Raw genomic sequence first — 16643 nt, 5'->3', positions numbered from 1 at the left:
CTCAAGCGTGGCCATATAGTTTGCCGGTTATCGCTTTTATATGACAGGGGGAATAACGGCTTGTTGACCGCCCCGTCGTCAGTTGGGGCAGCTGTCGGCCCCCTGGCCCAGGCCGATGTTCGACGGGGGCGCGTCCAGCAGCGGCGACCAGGCCGGGTCCGTGCCTCGACCGTTGTAGCCGGCCTGGGCCACGACACGGCCCGACAGGTCCACGGTCCACAGCCGCGTGTCCCCGCCCCGCGTCTGGCGGGCGAACATCACATAGCGGCCATTGGGCGCCCAGTTCGGCCCCTCTTCGAAATAGCTGGACGACAGGATGCGCTCGCCCGATCCGTCGGCGTTCATCACCCCGGTCGAAAACCGGCCGCCGCCCTGTTTGGTGAAGGCGATCAGATTGCCGGTCGGGCTCCAGGACGGGGCGGTATAGACGCCGCCCCCGCGCGAGATCGGCCGCTGACCCGATCCGTCGGCCCGCATCACATACAGGCGCGCCGTGCCCGACCGGTCCGAGTTGAACACGATCTGGCTGCCGTCCGGGCTGAAGGACGGCGAGGTGTCGATGCCCGGATCCGAGGTCAGGCGCGACAGCTGCCGGCTGCGCAGGTCCATGACATAGATGTCGGTATTGCCGCCCCGGATGATCGAGAAGGCGATCTTGTTGCCGTCGTTCGAGAACCGCGGCGCCAGCACCTGGCCGTCGAACTCGCCCAGGCTTTCGGTGCGGCCCGTCGTCAGGTTGCGCAGATAGATCCGGCTGTAATCCTTGCCCAGGGCCACATAGGTGATCTCGTCCGGCTGCGAGATCGAGAAGCGCGGCGACATGATCACCTCGTCGCCCTGGGTCAGATAGGTGGGGTTGAACCCGTCCTGATCGGCGATGGTCAGGCGGTTGATCCGGTTCAGTTGCGTCCCCTCTTCGGAGACGAACAGGACGCGGGAATCGAAGAAGCCGGCCTCGCCGGTCATCCGCTGATAGATGACGTCCGAGATCTTGTGCGCGATCCGGCGCCACTGTTCCTGGGTGGCGGTGAACTGATAGCTGACCAGCTGGCACTGGCGGTAGGGATCATAGAGGCGGAAGCCGACGTCCAGCCGGTTGTCCGCCCTCGGCGTCACCGCCCCATACAACACCGCCTGGGCCCCGATCTGGGTCCACTGCGGGAAGTTGGGCGCATTGGCCAGCGTCAGTCCGGTCTCAATGAAGCCGGCGGGGTCCAGCGGCTCGAAGAAGCCCGACCGCCGCAGATTGCCGCTGACCACGTCGGAGATTTCCCGCCCGTGGTCGCCGGTAAAGGGGACGATGGCGATCTGAAGCGGCTTCAGCACGCCCTGGTCGATCTCGACCTCGACCGGCTGACCGGCCTGGGCTGGAGGCGCCTGGACCTGGGCCTGGGTCTGGACCGAGGAGGCCGTCAAAGCCAAGGCGGCGGCAGAGGCCAGAAGAAGGTTCAGACGCATGGAATGCTCCCGTAAATATCGAAGGATCGCCGCCCCTTATCGCCGGGTCGTGTGACAATCGCCAGCTTCATGGCGAATGGGGCGACTTTCGGGACAGGGCGATCACATTGATGCGTGATGCGTGATGCACTATCTTCCATCCATGCGCACCACCCTCGCCATCGACGACGACGTGCTGAACGCCGCACGAGCCATCGCGGTCCATCAAGACCGAACGGTCGGCGAAGTGGTGTCCGAGCTCGCGCGACAGGCGCTGCAAAAGCGGGAGACGACCGTCCGCTTTCGCAATGGCGTTCCCCTTCTGCCAGATCGACCGGGACCAATGGTCACGCTGGAGGATGTCAACGCGCTCCGCGACGAACTGCCTTGACCTATCTGTTGGACGTCAACGTGCTGATCGCCCTCGTCGATCCGCGTCACGTCTTTCACGACACGGCAAACGGTTGGTTTCATCGCGAGGCCGCCCGGTCATGGGCCACCTGTCCGATAACCGAGAACGGCCTGGTCCGGATTGTCGGCAACAGTCGCTATCGCAATCCGGTCGGACCTCCGTCCGAGGTCGTTCGGATTCTCGAACTGTTGCGGGACATGGCGGGTCACGTCTTCTGGCCGGACGCCATCAGTCTGGCCAACGATCGCCTGTTCGATCCATCGGCCCTGACGACGCCCGAACAGATCACCGATGCCTATCTACTGGCTCTGGCCGTCTCGAACGGTGGTCGCTTGGCGACGCTTGATCGCCGCCTTTCGCCGGACGCGGTCAAGGGCGGCCGAGCGGCCCTTCACCTGATCACCAACGCCTGACGCTCAGCGATTGCGACAGGCCCGTTCCGTGTTGAACGTCGGACGATAGGCTCCGCCGGGGAAGCCCTCGGGCACGTCGAACGGCGCGGTCTGGCGCAGGGCGCGCAGGGCGCCGTCGGCGGCGGCGCGATAGACGGACGAAGACTGCGGATTGATCAGCGTCGGCCCGCGCGTGATCCGCCCGTCCGGCGACAGGGTCAGCTCCACCTGGATGCGAAGCTGGTCGGCGCCGGGGATGTCGCAGGGCAGAACCCAGTTCGGATAGACCTGGTTGAAGATGGCCGTCACCTGCGGCCCGGTGGCCTGTGAGGCGCTGCCCGCTCCCTGCTGCCCCGTCGCCGGGCGTCCGCGCTGGTTGGTGTTGCGGGTCGGCCCGGCCAGGGCGTCCAGATCCAGACTGGGCTCATTGCGTTTCGGCGCGGGCCGGGCGGGGGTCGGCGGGGTCGGACGCGGCGGCGTCGGGCGGGCCTTCTCAGGCGTCGGCGGCGACGGACGGGGCGGTGTGGGACGCGGCGCGGGCGTCGGCCGTGGGGTCGGACGCGGCGGCGCGGGCGTTGGGGTCGGCGGCGGCGGCGTGGGCTGAGGGACCGGCGGCGTCGGCGTCTCCGGCGCGCTCACCGGCGCGGTCGCGGCGTCGTCGGGCGAGGGTTCCGGCTGGGGATTGTCAGCGGCTGCGGCCTCAATCACCGTCTCGGAAACGATTGAGACAGGCACGGAATGCACCAACGGCGGGGCGTCCTCCGCCTTGTGTGAAAACGAAACGAAGGCGAGCGCGACCACCCCGGCGTGCAGGGCGATGGACCCCAGAATGGCGGGCCAAGATTCTGAAGAACCGGGACGGCGCAAGCGATCAGGCCTCCGGCGCCGTGTCGGTGATCAGGTTCAGCTTGGTGAAACCCGAGGCCGACAGCCGCGCCATCACCCGCGCCACCGCCTGGTAGGGGGCCCGGCCGTCGGCCCGCACGAAGACCGGACGCTCGGCCGCCTTGTCCGATCCGCCCGCCTCGGTCAGCAGACGCACGGCCAGGTCATTGAACGCGGTCTCGCTGTCGCCGATGAAGATGGCGCCCTGCTGGTCGATGCTGACCGACAGGGGTTCGTTGTTCGTCTCGACCGCGCTGGCCTCGGTCTTGGGCAGTTCGACCGGCACGCCCACAGTCAGAAGGGGCGCCGAGATCATGAAGATGATCAGCAGCACCAGCATCACGTCCACCAGGGGCGTGACATTGATCTCGGTCAGGGGGCCTCTGCGCCCCCGCCGCCCGCGACGCGACCCGCCGCCGCTCGCACCGCCGCCCAGCGCCATGGCTCAGACGCCCCGCTTGAGGTTGAGGCCCGAGGTCGGGGTCGGCGCCGGCGCCGGCGGCGTCGCCGAACTGCCCAGGCGCCGCGCCACCGCCGCCTGAAGATCATCGGCGAAGGCTTCCAGCCGGCCGGTGAACTTGCCCGCGTCGATCGAGAATTTGTTGTAGGCGATATAGGCCGGGATGGCCGCCGCCAGGCCGATGGCCGTGGCGAAAAGGGCCTCGGCGATGGCCGGCGCGACGGTGGTCAGATTGGTGTTGCCCGCCGCCGCGATGCGGCCGAACGCGTTCATGATGCCCCAGACCGTGCCGAACAGGCCGATGAAGGGCGAGGCCGTCGCCACGACCGACAGCACGCCCAGACCATTCTCGATCCGCTGACCTTCACGCGAGATCAGGCTGTTCAGCGCCCGGTCGATGCGGATCATCAGCAGGTCGCCCTGGTGGTCGTTCAGCGCCCCCTTCTGACGCGCCTCGCGCCAGTCCGACAGGGCGATGACCAGCATGCGCGGCAGGGCGTGTTCCGGCGCCGGCCCGGCCTGGGTCGCCACGTCTTCCAGCGACCGGCCCGACTGGACCGCCTTTTCGAACTCGTCCGCCTGTTTGTTCAGGGCGAAGAACCGCACGCCCTTGTCGATGATGATGGTCCAGGACCACAGCGACGCCGCCGCCAGGCCTATCATCACTGACTTCACCACCCAGTCGGCGGTCAGGAACAGCTCGACGGGGTTCATCATCGAGGCGTCGACAGGCATAGTCATTCAGGCGCTCCGGGCGGAATCGGGTGCGGGTTGGAAACAGGCGACCCCCTCTTCGACCGAGCGGGCGTGACCATTGTGTGGCGAGGGCGGCTTCTAGCGGTCCAGAGGACGCCCGTCACCTGACAGGCGCGTCATCCAGATCACTCCGACGCCGGACGACGGTTCGGATCGACCGCGACGGAGACCGGTGCGCCGACGCTGATGATCACGCCCTCGTGGCCTTCCTTGGCGATGGAATAGGTGGCGGCGTCGCGGACCAGCTGTTCCTCGCAGGCCCGGTCGCCGGGGCGGCCCAGGGCCTCGCAACCGCGCTTGGCCGCGTCGGTCCAGCCCAGCACCCGGCGCGTCGCCGCCTCGGCCCGTTTGATGGCGGCCTCGTCCTCGGCCGCCGCCTGGGCGATCAGGGCCTGGCGCGCGCCCTGCTGGTATTGCAGCTCAGCCTGCCCCGCCATCTTGCGTTCCCAGACCTTGTAATAGGGGCAGCCGGCCAGGCCGCCGCCGATCACAAGGACCAGCAGCAGGAAGCTCACGATGACCGCGCTGGCGGTGATTCCCTGATTTTCCATGGTCTGATCTCCCCCGAGTTCGTCTGATCCTAATCGGCGACAGCGGCTTTCGCCAGCCACGGCGTGACCTTCGCGACCAGCCCCCTCGACGGTCGGCGCGGCCGGCCGTCCAGATGGATGCAGACCGCCGTCACCTCGGCCCGGCACAGCACCTCTCCGGCCCGTTCCACGCTCTGGCGGATGATCAGCCTCACCCCCTTCACCTGCTCATAGACGGTGCGCACCACCAGGGCGTCGTCGATCCGCGCCGGCTTCAGATAGCGGATGTTCAGTTCCGACACGACGAAGGCCAGGGGCTCGTCCTGCTCCAGCAGATCGACATGGCCCACGCCGATGGCCCGCAGAAAGTCCGACCGGCCCCGCTCGAAATAGCGGACATAGTTGGCGTGATAGACCAGACCAGTGAAATCCGTGTCCTCATAATAGACGCGCACCGGCAACAGGTGATCGCGTCCGTCGAAACGGCCGGCTGTAGGCAGATCGGTCATGAATCCAGTCTAGCGCGTCGGCGGGGCGGTCAGGAAGCCGGGACAATAGCGTTCGCGCATCTCGCGGAATTCGGTGGGCAGCGGGTCGTCGCTGAACAGGATGCGATTGGTCAGGGAGACGAAACCGACCGCCGGACCGCCACGAACCCGTCCGACATAGCCGCAGGCGGCGCGCTTCTCGCCCAGTTCCGCATAACGCAGCTCAGCGTCGCGCCCCAACTGCTCGCGGATCTGCCGCGTCGCGCGCTCCACCGGCGCCTCCTGCGGTGCGACGCGCACGCCATGGGTCATCATCCAGGCGCCCCACCCCGCAGCGACAAGGGCGACCAGTCCGAACAGAACCGCCACGAACACCCGGGGGAATGGTCGAAAACCCTCTCGTCGCAGCATGGTCAGGTCGCGGCGGCGTCCTCTATGAAGTCCAGCGGCGTATCGGTCGCCGGCAGACAGGTGCGGTCCACCGGCGCGGACGGATCGCGCAGAAAGTCGCGCGCCATGCGGCGGGTGCAGGGGCTGGCGTCGATCACGCCGTGGGTGGCGTTCGTGACGATGACAACCTGGCTGCCGGCATATCCCTTGGCGGCGGCCTCGGTCAGATGGGGCGGGCAACCCGGGTCGATTTCGGCGGCGACGAACAGGGTGGGAATGGTCGTGGTCACGGGCAGATTCTCGACCGGGTCGGCAGCGCCCACATCAACGGCCGCGCAGACGTCGAACAGACGCGCCAGCGAGGGAACCAGCACCTGCGCCACAGGATCGCCAGCCGCCCCGGCCGCCAGCCGCGCCTTGGATTCGAACGGCAGTTCCTCTTTGCAAAGATGGGCCATGTGCTGGCCCTCGAAATAATAGGTCCGGTTCTCCGCGACCTCGGCCACCGGCGTCAGGTCGCCGGCGATGATCCGGTCCAGATCGGCGGGCAGGCGGCGCACGCCCTGGCCGCTGTAGGTGGTGTCCATCAGGAAGGCGGACAGGTCATCGACGGTGAAGGTGCGCCCGTCCTTGCCCGTGACCGGTCCGGCCAGCCATTTGCGCGCCTCGGCCTCGAACCGCGCCTGGAGGGCCGGATGGCGCGCCGTGCAGTCGGCCTGGGCCGCGCATTTGGTCAGGATCAGCCGCACCGCCGTGGACACCTGCTCCGGCGTGCCGACGGCCCAGTTGCCTTCGGGCGGCCAGGGGCTGTCCATCACCGCAGCGCGCACGATCTGCGGCTGGTGGGTGATCACCGCCGCCTCGATCCGCGGCCCATAGGAGCCCCCGCGCAGGTCGATCTTCTCCAGCCCCAGGGCCTGGGTCAGGTCGCGCACATCGTCGGCGATGGCGGCGGCGTTGTACCAGCGCAGGTCGACACCTTGCGCCTGATAGGTTTTCAGACAGGCGATCAACCCGTCGCGATCCTGGTCCGTCGGCGGCCCCGCGTCAGTCAGTTCGACCCCCGGACAGTCCATAGACGGATCGCTGCGCCCCCCGCCCCTCTGGTCGAACAGGATCATATCCTGGTCGACCGCCGCCAGATCCGGCCGGCGCAACAGGGCGCCCAGCAGGCGGCCGGCGCCGGGCGTCAGCGCCCCGCCGGGTCCACCATGAAACATCACCACCGGCGGCAGGAAATGACCCGAGGCGTCCTTGTAGGGCTGGCTAGCTTTCAGGATCACCACGGCGACGCCGATGCGCCGGTCGGTCGATCCGTCGCGCGCCTCATCGACCGTCAGGGTTCCGCACCGCACCTCGCGAACGCCCGTCGGCCACTCCGCCGGACAGGGGGTGTCGGTGAACACCGGCGTCGACGCCTTCACGGGCGAGGCCAAGGCCGCCAGCCCGGACACGACCGCAAGGATGGCCAAGGTGCGCAGTATCATCGGGCGGCTCCGGTTCGGCGACAGCAAACCCCCGCTCGACCCGCTTGGCAACCGTCTATTGGAGATCAGGCCCCAATCAGGCGGCCTGCTTCTTGCGCGCCGCTTCTGTCAGCGCATCGGCCATCCGCTCGCGCCAGTCTTCGCCCTCTTCGGCGAAGGCGCGAATAGTGGCGGCGGGCAGCTTCAACCCGACCTCGCGCTCAGCGACAATCTGGGCATAGAGATCGGGCAGGGCTTCCCGCAGAGGCTGCGCCTTGGCGAAATCCTCTTCGGTCCACTCCGGATTGTCCTGATCGTCGATCTCGACATCTTCGGGGTCGCTCGGATCAAGGCTGAGTTTGGGATCAGCCATAGCGTCTGGTCTCCTTGGCGTTTGCTCGCCGCAGACTGATGGCCCTCAATATTCCGTCCCGGAAGGTGAAAGCCAGCATGTGCAGCCGCCCGTCCAGCATACCATAGGCCCGCCATCGTGGCTCGCCGTAATCCTGACGGTCGTCCGCAAGGACATAGGCAGTGCGGAGATCGATGTCGCCGGCGCGGGCCAGGGACACCCCATGCTTCTCCCGATTGCTCGCGTCCTTGCCCGGATCGAACGCGATCTTCATTCGAACAAGTCGCCCGGGACGGGACCGGCGGCGGGCGGGGGCGGCGCGCTCAGGCCCAGGTGTGCATAGGCCTTGGCGCAGGCCATGCGACCGCGGGGGGTGCGCATGATGAAGCCCTGTTGCAGCAGATAGGGTTCGATCACGTCCTCGACCGCGTCGCGCGCCTCGGCGATCGCCGCCGCCAATGTGTCCATCCCCACCGGCCCGCCGCCGTAGTTCTCGATCAGGGCCTTCAGGAAGCGCCGGTCCAGACTGTCCAGCCCGGCCTCGTCCACCTCCAGCCGCGCCAGAGCCTTGGCCGCGACCAGTTTCGAAATGGTCTCAGCGCCGTCCGCCGAGGCGAAGTCCCGCACCCGCCGCAACAGCCGTCCGGCGATCCGGGGCGTGCCGCGCGCCCGCGACGCGATCTCGCGCGCGCCGCCCTCGTCTATGGCCGCGCCCATCTTGCGCGCCGTGCCGCGCACCACCGCCGTCAGTTCGTCGGCGGTATAGAACTCCAGCCTCAGCGGAATGCCGAACCGGTCCCGCAGCGGCGTGGCCAACAGACCCGCCCGCGTCGTCGCCCCGACCAGGGTGAAGGGCGCCAGATCGATCCGCACCGACCGCGCCGACGGTCCCTCGCCGATGATCAGGTCCAGCACATGGTCCTCCATGGCCGGATACAGGATCTCCTCGACATTGGGGCTCAGCCGGTGGATCTCGTCGATGAACAGCACATCGCGCGGCTCCAGATTGGTCAGGATCGCCGCCAAGTCGCCCGCCTTGGCCAGGATGGGGCCCGACGTCGCTCGGAACCCGACCCCCAGTTCGCGCGCCACGATCTGGGCCAGGGTGGTCTTGCCCAGTCCCGGCGGCCCGAACAGCAGCACATGGTCCAGCGCCTCGGCCCGGCCGCGCGCAGCGTCGATAAAGACCTTCAGATTGCCCTTGGCCTGCGACTGGCCGACGAATTCGGACAAGGTCTGGGGCCGCAGGGCGCGGTCGAAGGCTTCGCCCGTTTCGGCCTCAGGGGAGATGATACGGGTCATGGTTGATCGCCGTGGCGAGTGGCCGGTGAGTGGCGAGTGACGAGTGGCGAGTGACGAGTGAATAGTGAGCTGAGAAGTGAGCGCAGGGGTGAGCGAGCCTGTGTGAACCAAGACCGGTCGCAGCTCACCTCTTGCTCACTAGCACTTTTCACGCCTCGCCACTCGCCACTCGTCACTCGCCACTCACCCCCCACTCGCCACTCACTCACCGCCCCAACTCCTGCAGGGCCGCGCGGATGACCGCCGGCAGTTCGGCCTCTTCGCCCAGCCGGATCAGGGCCTGATCCACCGCCCGACGCGCATTGACCTCAGCCACGCCCAGGCCCAGCAGGGCCGACACCGCCTCGCCCGTCAGGGACGGGGGCGGCGGCGCGATCTCGACATGGACGCCCGGCGCCGTGGGCGCGAAACTGACGTCCCCCAGCGGCTTGCCCTTCAGTTCGGTGACGATCCGCAGCGCCAGTTTCGGCCCCACCCCATTGGCCCGCGCCACCGCCGCCTTGTCCTCGCGCGCCACGGCGCCCGCCAGTTCGCCGGGCGGCAGCACGTCCAGCACCGCCAGCGCCGCCTTGGGCCCTACGCCCTGAATGGCCAACAGGGTGGTGAAGGCGCGCCGCTCGTCCCGCGTCAGAAATCCGTACAGGCGCGGCCCCGCGTCCTCGCTCCACTGCGAATGGACATGGACCGTGGCCTCATCGCCCGGCGCCGGCAGCCGCCCCAGGGTCCGCGCCCCGCACGACACCACATAGCCGACCCCGGCGCAGTCGATCAGGCAGTCCGCCTCCCCCACCTCGGCCAGCACGCCTCTCAATCGCCCGATCACGACCAATCCTCCCCCGTTGGGGGAGGGGGACCGCCCGAAGGGTGGTGGAGGGGGCCAAACGCAAACGGGGTGTCTGGGGCAGGCCCCCTCCACCGCGAAGACGCGGTCCCCCTCCCCCAACGGGGGAGGATTTCAGCAGCCGCCCTCACGCCGCGCCTCGGTGCATGGCTTCCAACAAGGACCGTTTCCTCAGTTGCGCATGGGTGACCGCCACGGCCAGGGCGTCGGCGGCGTCCGCCTTCACGTCGCCGGCCGTCGGCAGCAGGCGCTTGATCATGAAGGCGATCTGGCTCTTGTCCGCATGGCCCGCCCCGACCACGGCCTTCTTGATCAGATTGGGCGAATATTCCGCGACCGACAGCCCCAGCTTGGCCGGGGCCAGCATGACCGCCGCGCGGGCATGACCCAGTTTCAGGGTCGAGGACGGGTTCACATTGACGAACACCTCTTCCACAGCCGCCTCCTCGCAGCCGTGGTCGGCGCAGATCGTGCCCAGGGCGTCGAACAGAAACAGCAGGCGTTCGGAAAAGGGCGCCGCCTCAGGCGGGGCCACCACCCCGTGCGCAACCCATCTCAGGCGCGCGCCGTCCGAGACGATCACCCCCCAGCCGGTGCGCCTCAGGCCCGGGTCCAGCCCGATGATTCTGACAGGTTCGTTCGCCATCCGTTCCCCTCATGCCGCAAAGAGGGTGAACAGACAATGACCGTCTTGGCGCGCCGACTGAAGTCAGCGGACTTCGATCAGCCGACCCCGATCAGCCGACGATGGCCTGCAGCTGGGCGGCGGCGTCGGCGATGGTGGCGCGACCGCCACGGCCGCGACGCGCGGCGTCCAGGGCGGCGGCGGACATGGCCCCCTCGGCGCGGGCGCTTTCCAGATCCTCGCGCAGGGCGCTGATCTGCTGGCTCAGGGTCTGGGCGCGGGCCTCGTGCTCGTCCTGAGCGGCGGTCAGCTTAGCCTGAAGCTTGGCGGTCCGTTCTTCGGCGCGGGCGATGGCCTTGTCGTGGGCCATGGCCGCCTTGGTCAGGGCCTCGGCGCGATCGACGGCGGCGACGCGGGCCACTTCCATCGAGGCCTGGCGTTGACGCGATTCCTCGGTCTCGATCTCAAGCGTGCGGACCCGTTCCACGGCGCGGTCCAACGCGACCTGAAGCGTATCGGCGCGGCGTTCGACGGCGTGGGCGCCGGTCTGCAGCTCGTTCAGACGCGAGGCCTGCTCGCTGTTCAGCACTTCCAGACCGTTGGCGCGCGCCGTGGCGGTGTCCAGTCGAGCGGTCAGGGCGGCGATCTCGGCGCGGGCGGCTTCGACCTGGGTTTCCAGCGAGCGGATCGCGCGGGCGGCCTCGGCCTGTTCGGAGGCGGCGCGGGCGCGCTCGGTGGCCAACTGGCCTTCGCCGGCGGCGGCGGTGCGGGCCAGACCCGCCACCTCGGCGCCGACCTCGTCGACCCGGCGGCGCAGGGCGGTGTTCTCTTCCAGCGCCAGGGCCAGGTCGCGCTGGACCTGACCGCGCGTCTTGTCGGACTCAGCGCGGCCGGCCTCGGCCTGTTTCAACTGGTTGCGCAGCGACTCCTGGTCCTGCTCCAGCTCGCGGATCCGCTGGGTCGCGGCCCGTTCGGCCGTCTCCAGGCCTTCCAGGCGCGTCGCGGCCTGGGCCAGCTCATTGCGCAGACGCCCCAGATCGACCCGGGCTTCTTGCAGATTGTTGGTCGCCTCGCCGCCGCGCGCCGCCAGATCGTCGGCCTTGGACTCGGACTCGGCCAGGGCGTCCGACAGTTTGCGGACCTCGGCGTTCAGCGCGCCGACCTGTTTCATGGTCGAGGCGTTGGCGTTGCGCAGATTGATCAGTTCGATGTGGTTGTCGCGACGCGATTTGAACTCGGCGTCCAGGGGTTCGCGCAGCTGACCCAGCAGGCCTTCGAACGTGCCGAACCGCTGCGCCATTTCCGACAGTTGATCTAGGCTGTCCTGAATCGTCTCGAACCGTTCGCCGATCAGGCCGGCGACATCCTGTTCCGCCGCACGGTCCAGCGAGGTCGCGGCGTCCTTGTTCTGCTCGCCCTTACCGCCCCGCGACAGCACTCTGTCGATCCTGGTCAGTTTCATGATTGTGCCCGCCTCGATGTCTCGCTTCGCGGCGGGCGCCTTCAATTCCGGCCTCGAAAGGCGAATCGAACCGCTCACCGTCCTTGGTGAGACGTTAATCGCGGGTTACGAAGGTGTCGAGACCTCCGTTCGTCGATCGCCCCGTATAAGTATTATCCGGCGTATTTCGCCGCATCCTCGTCCGAGATGTCTTCGTTCGAATAGACGTTCTGCACGTCGTCCTCGGCGTCCAGGGCGTCCAACAGCTTGAACAGGACGCCGACAGCTTCGCCTGTCACGGTCACTTCCGACTGGGGCTTCCACACGATGGCGGTCGACTTGGGGTCGCCCAGCACCTTGGACATGGCCTCGGCCACCTCGTTCAGGTCCTCGAAGGCGGTCCAGATGGTGTGGCCCGGCGCGTCCTCGTAGATGTCGGGCTTGACCAGGTCGCTCTCGACGTCCTGGGCGCCGGCCTCGATGGCCGCTTCCATGACCTCGTCCTCGGTCCCGGCCTCGGCCTTGTAGATAATCTGGCCGACCTTATCCCACATGAAGGCGACCGAGTTCATCTCGCTCAGCGCGCCGCCGTTCTTCTTGAAGGCCGCGCCGATGTTCGAGGCCGCACGGTTGCGGTTGTCGGTCAGGGCCTCGACGATGATGCCCACGCCGCCCGGACCCCGGCCCTCGTAGCGGACCTCTTCCATCGTATCGACATCGCCGCCCGAGGCCTTGTTGATGGCGCGGGTGATCACATCCTTGGGCAGGCTCTCGGCCTTGGCGTTGTTGACCGCCAGACGCAGGCGCGGGTTCAGCGCCGGATCGGGCATGCCCGACTTGGCCGCCACCGTGATGTCGCGCGACAGTTTGGAGAACAGCTTGGAGCGCTGCGCATCGGCGCGCCCCTTGCGGTGCATGATGTTCTTGAATTTCGAGTGGCCGGCCATGGGATCGTCTTCGAGAGTCTGAAACCTGAGCCGCGCCTCCTAGCCGATGCCGCGCGGGCTGTCACCTTGGGCGGACCGGATCGGCCTAGACGCGCCTGAAGGGTGGAACCGCGACCGTTTGCGGGTATTGATCTCTGACGCTGCTAGGGAGCCCCCCGATGAACACCACCGACATCTACGAAGCCGAGGGCCGCGCCGACGACGATCTGCACGAGGCCGACATCGTCGAATGGTACGAGACCCGCCCCGTCACCGTCCCCGCCGCCGTCGCCGCCGGCTCGATCCTCACCGCCTTCGCCCTGGGCGCCCTGACCGCCGTCGGCGTGCTGTTCCTGACCGGCCGGCTGGACGACTGACCCGTCCTCAGTCGGCCCGCAGATTCTCCACCACCACCCTCAGCTTGGCCGGCAGGGGCTTGGGACGGCGGGTCTCGGCGTCGACATAGACGTGGACGAAATGGCCGACGGCGGCGGGGACGTCGGCGCTGCGCTTGAACACGGCGAAGCCGTAGCTGACGCTGGAGGTGCCGATCCGGTCCACCTTGATCCCGACCTCGATCACATCGGGAAACTTCAGCGCCGATGTGTATTGGCAGCCGCTGTCCACCACCAGGCCGATGGACTCGTCCAGGGCATCGGCGATCATCAGGTGGGCGTTCACCGCCGAGTCCACGAACTCGTAGAATTTGGCGTTGTTGATATGGCCGTACTGGTCGTTATCGGCCCAGCGGGTCGAGACCATGTGAAAGGCCTTGTAGGTCGCGCGTTCGGCCAAGGGCCCCAAATCGCTCTTGGGCATCGTCAGTCGTCCTCTATCTGGCGACAGTCCGCGTCGCCTTAACCCCGACGCTCGGGCTTGGACGACCTTGCGTCAAGCGCCTATCGATGGGGCCCAGATGACGAAGGCTTGACCAGGTTCCGCCCGCAGCGATCCGCTGCGGGCGGTCAGACCCGTCACGCCGCCGGTTTCGGCGGGGCGTTCTTCACATACTGGTCCATCCAGCGGGTCATCTCCCACAGGGTGTGGCCCACCGATTCCCGCGCGCGATAGCCGTGCGCCTCCAGCGGCAGGGTGACATAGCGCGCCGTCGCCCCCAGTCCCTTCAGCGCGGCATAGAAGCGCTCGCTCTGCACCGGGAAGGTGCCGGAGTTGTCGTCCGCCTCGCCGTGGATCAGCAGGATCGGCTCGTTCAGCTTGTTGGCGTAGGTGAAGGGCGACATCTCGGTATAGATCTCGGTCGCCTCCCAATAGTTGCGCTGCTCCGACTGGAAGCCGAACGGCGTCAGGGTGCGGTTATAGGCGCCCGACCGCGCGATCCCGGTGCGGAACAGGTCGCTGTGCGCCAGCAGATTGGCGGTCATGAAGGCGCCGTAGCTGTGGCCCCCGACGGCGATCCGGTCGCGATCCGCCACCCCCATCCCGACCACCGCATCGACCGCGGCCTTCGCGTCGGCGACCAGTTGTTCGACATAGGTGTCGTTCGGCTCGGCCCCGTCCTTGCCGATGATGGGCATGGAGGGGTTGTCGAAGATGGCGTAGCCCTGGGTCAGCAGGAACAGGTGGCTGGACCCGCCCGGCCGCACGAACCGGTTCTGCACATCCACCGTCTGGCCCGCCACCGCCGCATCGGTGAACTCGGCCGGATAGGCCCACATCAGCATGGGCAGGGGGCCGTCGCGGTCCTTGTCGTAGCCGGCCGGCAGATACAGGGTGCCCGACAGCTTGACCCCGTCGGCCCGCTCGTAGGTCACCAGTTGGCGCGTCGCCCCGGCCAGCTGCGGCGCCGGATCGGGGAAGTTCGTCAGGGCCGTGGTCTGGCCCGTCGTCAGGTCGCGGATTTGCAGGTTCGGCGGATCCAGCCGCGTCTCGCGCTGGGTCACCACCCGTTTGCCCTCCGCATCCAGGAAGCCGACCACCGCCTCGTAATCCGTGTCGGCCGAGGTCCACAGCCGCTCGCTGCGCCCCGTCGCCGGGTCCATGGCGGCCAGGAAGGGGAATTCGCCCTGCGGCGTCGCCCCGGCGCCCGACATCAGGATCTTTCCGTCGGCGGTGAACCGGATCACCGACCGGCCCGCCGCATTGGGCTGGGTCACCGGCTGGCCCGGATTGTCGTAGCGGGCCTGATAGTTCCGCTCCAGCAGCACCCGGCCTTCGCCGGGGTTCGACGGATCGACGACGAAGCGCGTCTCGTGCCGGGTGTTGAACCAGCGGCTGTTGACGACGGCCAGATCGTCCTTGCCCCAGACGATCCCTCCGAACCGCTCCTTCAGGTCGATCAGCTTGACCGGCTCGCCCGTGAAGGGCGCGGCCTGCATGAAGACCCGGTCGCGGAACACGGCCTCGCGTTTGATGTCGCCGCCGTCCAGCGCCTCGACCCAGGTCAGGGTCGCGGGCGCATCGGCCCGCCAGCCCACCGAACGCGGCCCCGGCGCCACGGCGTCGAAGGCGGTCGGCACATCGTCGCGCAACGGCAGGTCGGCGATGGTCCGCACCACCCGCCCGTTCAGATCCGTCACCACGATCTCGGTCGGGAACAGGTCATCCGGCACAGCGTAGGAATAGGGCCGCTTGGCGATCTCGTGCAGGATATAGCGCCCGTCCGGCGACACGGCGCTGTCCAGATAGACCGCCGGCGCGCCAATCGTCCGTGCACGGCCGTTCAGCGGAACCAGGGTCAGCTGCGACGTGAAATAATGGTCGAACAGGGCCTCGTCGCCGGGGTTCGACAGCAGGTCCTGATAGGTCCGCACCGGGGCCACCCGCCCGGCCGTCTCCTCGATATTCGGCCCCGTCGGCGCCGTCGTCACATCGGGCGCCGGACCGCGCCCGGCCGGCACGGCTTCGACCAGCAGGCCCGAACTGTCGGGCAGCCATTCATAGCCCGCCCCGCCCGTCATATTGACCACCGGCTCGGTCAGTTTGCGCGCCCGCGCCGTCGCCACATCCACGACCCACAGCTCCAGCCCCGTCGGCCGGTCCAGCACCAGGGCCAGGGATTTCGCATCGGGCGAGAAGCGCGGCGCGGTGAACCGCGCCTCAGCCGGTAGGGCCACCACCCGCGCGGTTCCCCCATCCACCGCCTGAAGGCTCAGCCCCGTCAGCCACGACACCCGGCTCTCGGCCATGCCGTTGTTGCGCGGATTGATCCGCGCCCCCGCCAGCCGCAGCATCGGCTCGGCCAGGGCCTTGATGCTGGGCAGGTTCGACCGGTCCATCAGCACCAGGGTCCTGCGATCCGGGCTCAGCATCGACGACGGCGTCGGCTTGGCGTCCAGGATGTCGGCGATGGGCGACGGCGGCTGTTGATAGGTGGTCACCGCCGGCGCCGGGACTTGAGCGAACGCCGCCCCCGCCGTCGACGCCATCAACACCGCCGCCAGCGCAACACCGGCCCCACGAACGCGCATCATCATCAGAAGTCCCCACAAAACTCAGGCGGGCAACTAAGGGCGCCGCGACGCAGGCGGCAAGCCCTTACGGCGTTACAGTGTCACATCGCCGCCAAGTATCAGACCGTCACCATCCCGAACGCCGGCTCGATACCCCGCGTGGTCTCCAGGCGCAGGAAATAGGGGCCCGGCCGAAGCAGCAGCGTGGCCCGCGCCTGTCCCGGCTCCAGCAGCAGGTGATCGGCCGGAATGGCCGGGCCCTCGTTGAGGTGAAGGGCCTGTAACAGGGTCGGCCCCTCGAACGGCGGAACCGATACCTCCACCGGCTTGCGCGCCGGATCGGCCGCTAGCCAGCCCGGCCGCCCGGCGACCTTGGGCAGACGCGGATGGAAGACGCTCAGATCGATCTTGCCGTCGAAGAACCGGCTGGCGAAGGCCCGCCCGTCCCGGCGCTGAGAGCCGCGCGCGGCGAGATGGCGCGTCTGGTGGTTAGCCCCGAACCGAATGGAACCACCTTGAGTATCTACAAA

The 16643-nt window shown here is 68.2% G+C and carries 21 protein-coding genes; 3 read left to right on the top strand and 18 right to left on the bottom strand.

The genetic code is table 11. The features are described from left to right. Window positions 1–78: 78 nt before the first annotated feature. Window positions 79–1458, bottom strand: coding sequence for a Tol-Pal system beta propeller repeat protein TolB (gene tolB / locus OU998_RS02595; RefSeq protein ID WP_267515291.1), 1380 nt, complete (start codon window positions 1456–1458; stop codon window positions 79–81). Window positions 1459–1600: 142 nt separating this feature from the next. Here tolB and OU998_RS02590 point away from each other — a divergent pair, with 142 nt between their 5' ends. Both OU998_RS02590 and OU998_RS02585 read left to right on the top strand, forming a co-directional pair. Further along, window positions 1601–1828: a CopG family transcriptional regulator gene (locus OU998_RS02590; protein WP_267515289.1), complete on the top strand. Its 228-nt coding sequence runs from the start codon at window positions 1601–1603 to the stop codon at window positions 1826–1828. Continuing rightward, window positions 1825–2262: a TA system VapC family ribonuclease toxin gene (locus OU998_RS02585; RefSeq protein ID WP_267515288.1), complete on the top strand. Its 438-nt coding sequence runs from the start codon at window positions 1825–1827 to the stop codon at window positions 2260–2262. The genes OU998_RS02590 and OU998_RS02585 overlap by 4 nt, the downstream gene beginning before the upstream one ends. A gap of 3 nt (window positions 2263–2265) precedes the next feature. Here the strand turns inward: OU998_RS02585 and OU998_RS02580 are convergent, their stop codons facing one another. From OU998_RS02580 to OU998_RS02515, 14 genes are all read right to left on the bottom strand, one after another. After that, window positions 2266–3108 carry a cell envelope integrity protein TolA gene (locus OU998_RS02580; protein ID WP_267515287.1) on the bottom strand — a complete coding sequence of 281 codons (843 nt, stop codon included), beginning with the start codon at window positions 3106–3108 and terminating at the stop codon, window positions 2266–2268. Between the two features lie 4 nt (window positions 3109–3112). Further along, on the bottom strand, window positions 3113–3568 hold the full coding sequence (gene tolR, locus OU998_RS02575) for a protein TolR (RefSeq protein WP_267515286.1): 456 nt from the start codon (window positions 3566–3568) through the stop codon (window positions 3113–3115). Between the two features lie 3 nt (window positions 3569–3571). Next, on the bottom strand, window positions 3572–4327 hold the full coding sequence (tolQ, locus tag OU998_RS02570) for a protein TolQ (protein WP_267515285.1): 756 nt from the start codon (window positions 4325–4327) through the stop codon (window positions 3572–3574). A gap of 140 nt (window positions 4328–4467) precedes the next feature. Then, complete coding sequence (locus OU998_RS02565) at window positions 4468–4893, bottom strand: hypothetical protein (RefSeq protein ID WP_267515284.1); 426 nt, start codon at window positions 4891–4893, stop codon at window positions 4468–4470. A 29-nt stretch (window positions 4894–4922) separates the two neighbouring features. Beyond that, window positions 4923–5381 carry a tol-pal system-associated acyl-CoA thioesterase gene (gene ybgC / locus OU998_RS02560; RefSeq protein WP_324287973.1) on the bottom strand — a complete coding sequence of 153 codons (459 nt, stop codon included), beginning with the start codon at window positions 5379–5381 and terminating at the stop codon, window positions 4923–4925. 9 nt (window positions 5382–5390) lie between these two features. Further along, entirely contained in the window at window positions 5391–5771 is a 381-nt protein-coding gene (locus tag OU998_RS02555; RefSeq protein ID WP_267515283.1) for a hypothetical protein, read from the bottom strand. Window positions 5772–5773: 2 nt separating this feature from the next. After that, complete coding sequence (locus OU998_RS02550) at window positions 5774–7237, bottom strand: alpha/beta hydrolase (protein ID WP_267515282.1); 1464 nt, start codon at window positions 7235–7237, stop codon at window positions 5774–5776. Window positions 7238–7313: 76 nt separating this feature from the next. Further along, window positions 7314–7589, bottom strand: coding sequence for a BrnA antitoxin family protein (locus OU998_RS02545; RefSeq protein WP_267515281.1), 276 nt, complete (start codon window positions 7587–7589; stop codon window positions 7314–7316). Further along, window positions 7582–7842 carry a BrnT family toxin gene (locus OU998_RS02540; protein WP_267515280.1) on the bottom strand — a complete coding sequence of 87 codons (261 nt, stop codon included), beginning with the start codon at window positions 7840–7842 and terminating at the stop codon, window positions 7582–7584. Before OU998_RS02540 ends, OU998_RS02545 begins: the two co-directional genes overlap by 8 nt. Next, window positions 7839–8870, bottom strand: coding sequence for a Holliday junction branch migration DNA helicase RuvB (ruvB, locus tag OU998_RS02535; protein ID WP_267515279.1), 1032 nt, complete (start codon window positions 8868–8870; stop codon window positions 7839–7841). Before ruvB ends, OU998_RS02540 begins: the two co-directional genes overlap by 4 nt. A gap of 205 nt (window positions 8871–9075) precedes the next feature. Then, window positions 9076–9693: a Holliday junction branch migration protein RuvA gene (gene ruvA, locus OU998_RS02530; RefSeq protein WP_183196463.1), complete on the bottom strand. Its 618-nt coding sequence runs from the start codon at window positions 9691–9693 to the stop codon at window positions 9076–9078. 145 nt (window positions 9694–9838) lie between these two features. Continuing rightward, entirely contained in the window at window positions 9839–10357 is a 519-nt protein-coding gene (gene ruvC / locus OU998_RS02525; protein WP_267515278.1) for a crossover junction endodeoxyribonuclease RuvC, read from the bottom strand. Between the two features lie 91 nt (window positions 10358–10448). Further along, window positions 10449–11798: a hypothetical protein gene (locus OU998_RS02520; RefSeq protein ID WP_267515277.1), complete on the bottom strand. Its 1350-nt coding sequence runs from the start codon at window positions 11796–11798 to the stop codon at window positions 10449–10451. Between the two features lie 152 nt (window positions 11799–11950). After that, a complete protein-coding gene (locus OU998_RS02515; protein ID WP_267515276.1) occupies window positions 11951–12724 on the bottom strand; it encodes a YebC/PmpR family DNA-binding transcriptional regulator in 774 nt (257 codons plus the stop codon). Between the two features lie 158 nt (window positions 12725–12882). Between OU998_RS02515 and OU998_RS02510 the strand changes: the two genes are divergently transcribed. Further along, window positions 12883–13080 carry a hypothetical protein gene (locus tag OU998_RS02510; protein ID WP_267515275.1) on the top strand — a complete coding sequence of 66 codons (198 nt, stop codon included), beginning with the start codon at window positions 12883–12885 and terminating at the stop codon, window positions 13078–13080. 7 nt (window positions 13081–13087) lie between these two features. On the opposite strand, the gene OU998_RS02505 is transcribed toward OU998_RS02510, so the two are convergent. From OU998_RS02505 to OU998_RS02495, 3 genes are all read right to left on the bottom strand, one after another. After that, on the bottom strand, window positions 13088–13522 hold the full coding sequence (locus OU998_RS02505; RefSeq protein ID WP_267515273.1) for an acyl-CoA thioesterase: 435 nt from the start codon (window positions 13520–13522) through the stop codon (window positions 13088–13090). 155 nt (window positions 13523–13677) lie between these two features. Beyond that, window positions 13678–16137: a S9 family peptidase gene (locus OU998_RS02500; RefSeq protein WP_267515272.1), complete on the bottom strand. Its 2460-nt coding sequence runs from the start codon at window positions 16135–16137 to the stop codon at window positions 13678–13680. Window positions 16138–16232: 95 nt separating this feature from the next. Then, on the bottom strand, window positions 16233–16436 hold the full coding sequence (locus OU998_RS02495) for a hypothetical protein (RefSeq protein ID WP_267515271.1): 204 nt from the start codon (window positions 16434–16436) through the stop codon (window positions 16233–16235). Window positions 16437–16643 lie beyond the last annotated feature (207 nt).

The organism is Brevundimonas sp. SL130 (assembly GCF_026625805.1).
In the GTDB taxonomy this organism is placed as follows: Bacteria; Pseudomonadota; Alphaproteobacteria; order Caulobacterales; family Caulobacteraceae; genus Brevundimonas.
This window is presented reverse-complemented; position numbering and strand designations above follow the sequence as displayed.

What these genes read in the sequence shown, in the direction of transcription:
- tolB (WP_267515291.1), bottom strand. Translation starts at nt 1,458, where the DNA reads ATGCGTCTGAACCTTCTTCTGGCCTCTGCCGCCGCCTTGGCTTTGACG.
- OU998_RS02590 (WP_267515289.1), top strand. Translation starts at nt 1,601, where the DNA reads ATGCGCACCACCCTCGCCATCGACGACGACGTGCTGAACGCCGCACGA.
- tolR (WP_267515286.1), bottom strand. Translation starts at nt 3,568, where the DNA reads ATGGCGCTGGGCGGCGGTGCGAGCGGCGGCGGGTCGCGTCGCGGGCGG.
- tolQ (WP_267515285.1), bottom strand. Translation starts at nt 4,327, where the DNA reads ATGACTATGCCTGTCGACGCCTCGATGATGAACCCCGTCGAGCTGTTC.
- OU998_RS02565 (WP_267515284.1), bottom strand. Translation starts at nt 4,893, where the DNA reads ATGGAAAATCAGGGAATCACCGCCAGCGCGGTCATCGTGAGCTTCCTG.
- ybgC (WP_324287973.1), bottom strand. Translation starts at nt 5,381, where the DNA reads ATGACCGATCTGCCTACAGCCGGCCGTTTCGACGGACGCGATCACCTG.
- OU998_RS02555 (WP_267515283.1), bottom strand. Translation starts at nt 5,771, where the DNA reads ATGCTGCGACGAGAGGGTTTTCGACCATTCCCCCGGGTGTTCGTGGCG.
- OU998_RS02550 (WP_267515282.1), bottom strand. Translation starts at nt 7,237, where the DNA reads ATGATACTGCGCACCTTGGCCATCCTTGCGGTCGTGTCCGGGCTGGCG.
- OU998_RS02545 (WP_267515281.1), bottom strand. Translation starts at nt 7,589, where the DNA reads ATGGCTGATCCCAAACTCAGCCTTGATCCGAGCGACCCCGAAGATGTC.
- OU998_RS02540 (WP_267515280.1), bottom strand. Translation starts at nt 7,842, where the DNA reads ATGAAGATCGCGTTCGATCCGGGCAAGGACGCGAGCAATCGGGAGAAG.
- ruvB (WP_267515279.1), bottom strand. Translation starts at nt 8,870, where the DNA reads ATGACCCGTATCATCTCCCCTGAGGCCGAAACGGGCGAAGCCTTCGAC.
- ruvC (WP_267515278.1), bottom strand. Translation starts at nt 10,357, where the DNA reads ATGGCGAACGAACCTGTCAGAATCATCGGGCTGGACCCGGGCCTGAGG.
- OU998_RS02520 (WP_267515277.1), bottom strand. Translation starts at nt 11,798, where the DNA reads ATGAAACTGACCAGGATCGACAGAGTGCTGTCGCGGGGCGGTAAGGGC.
- OU998_RS02515 (WP_267515276.1), bottom strand. Translation starts at nt 12,724, where the DNA reads ATGGCCGGCCACTCGAAATTCAAGAACATCATGCACCGCAAGGGGCGC.
- OU998_RS02510 (WP_267515275.1), top strand. Translation starts at nt 12,883, where the DNA reads ATGAACACCACCGACATCTACGAAGCCGAGGGCCGCGCCGACGACGAT.
- OU998_RS02505 (WP_267515273.1), bottom strand. Translation starts at nt 13,522, where the DNA reads ATGCCCAAGAGCGATTTGGGGCCCTTGGCCGAACGCGCGACCTACAAG.
- OU998_RS02500 (WP_267515272.1), bottom strand. Translation starts at nt 16,137, where the DNA reads ATGATGATGCGCGTTCGTGGGGCCGGTGTTGCGCTGGCGGCGGTGTTG.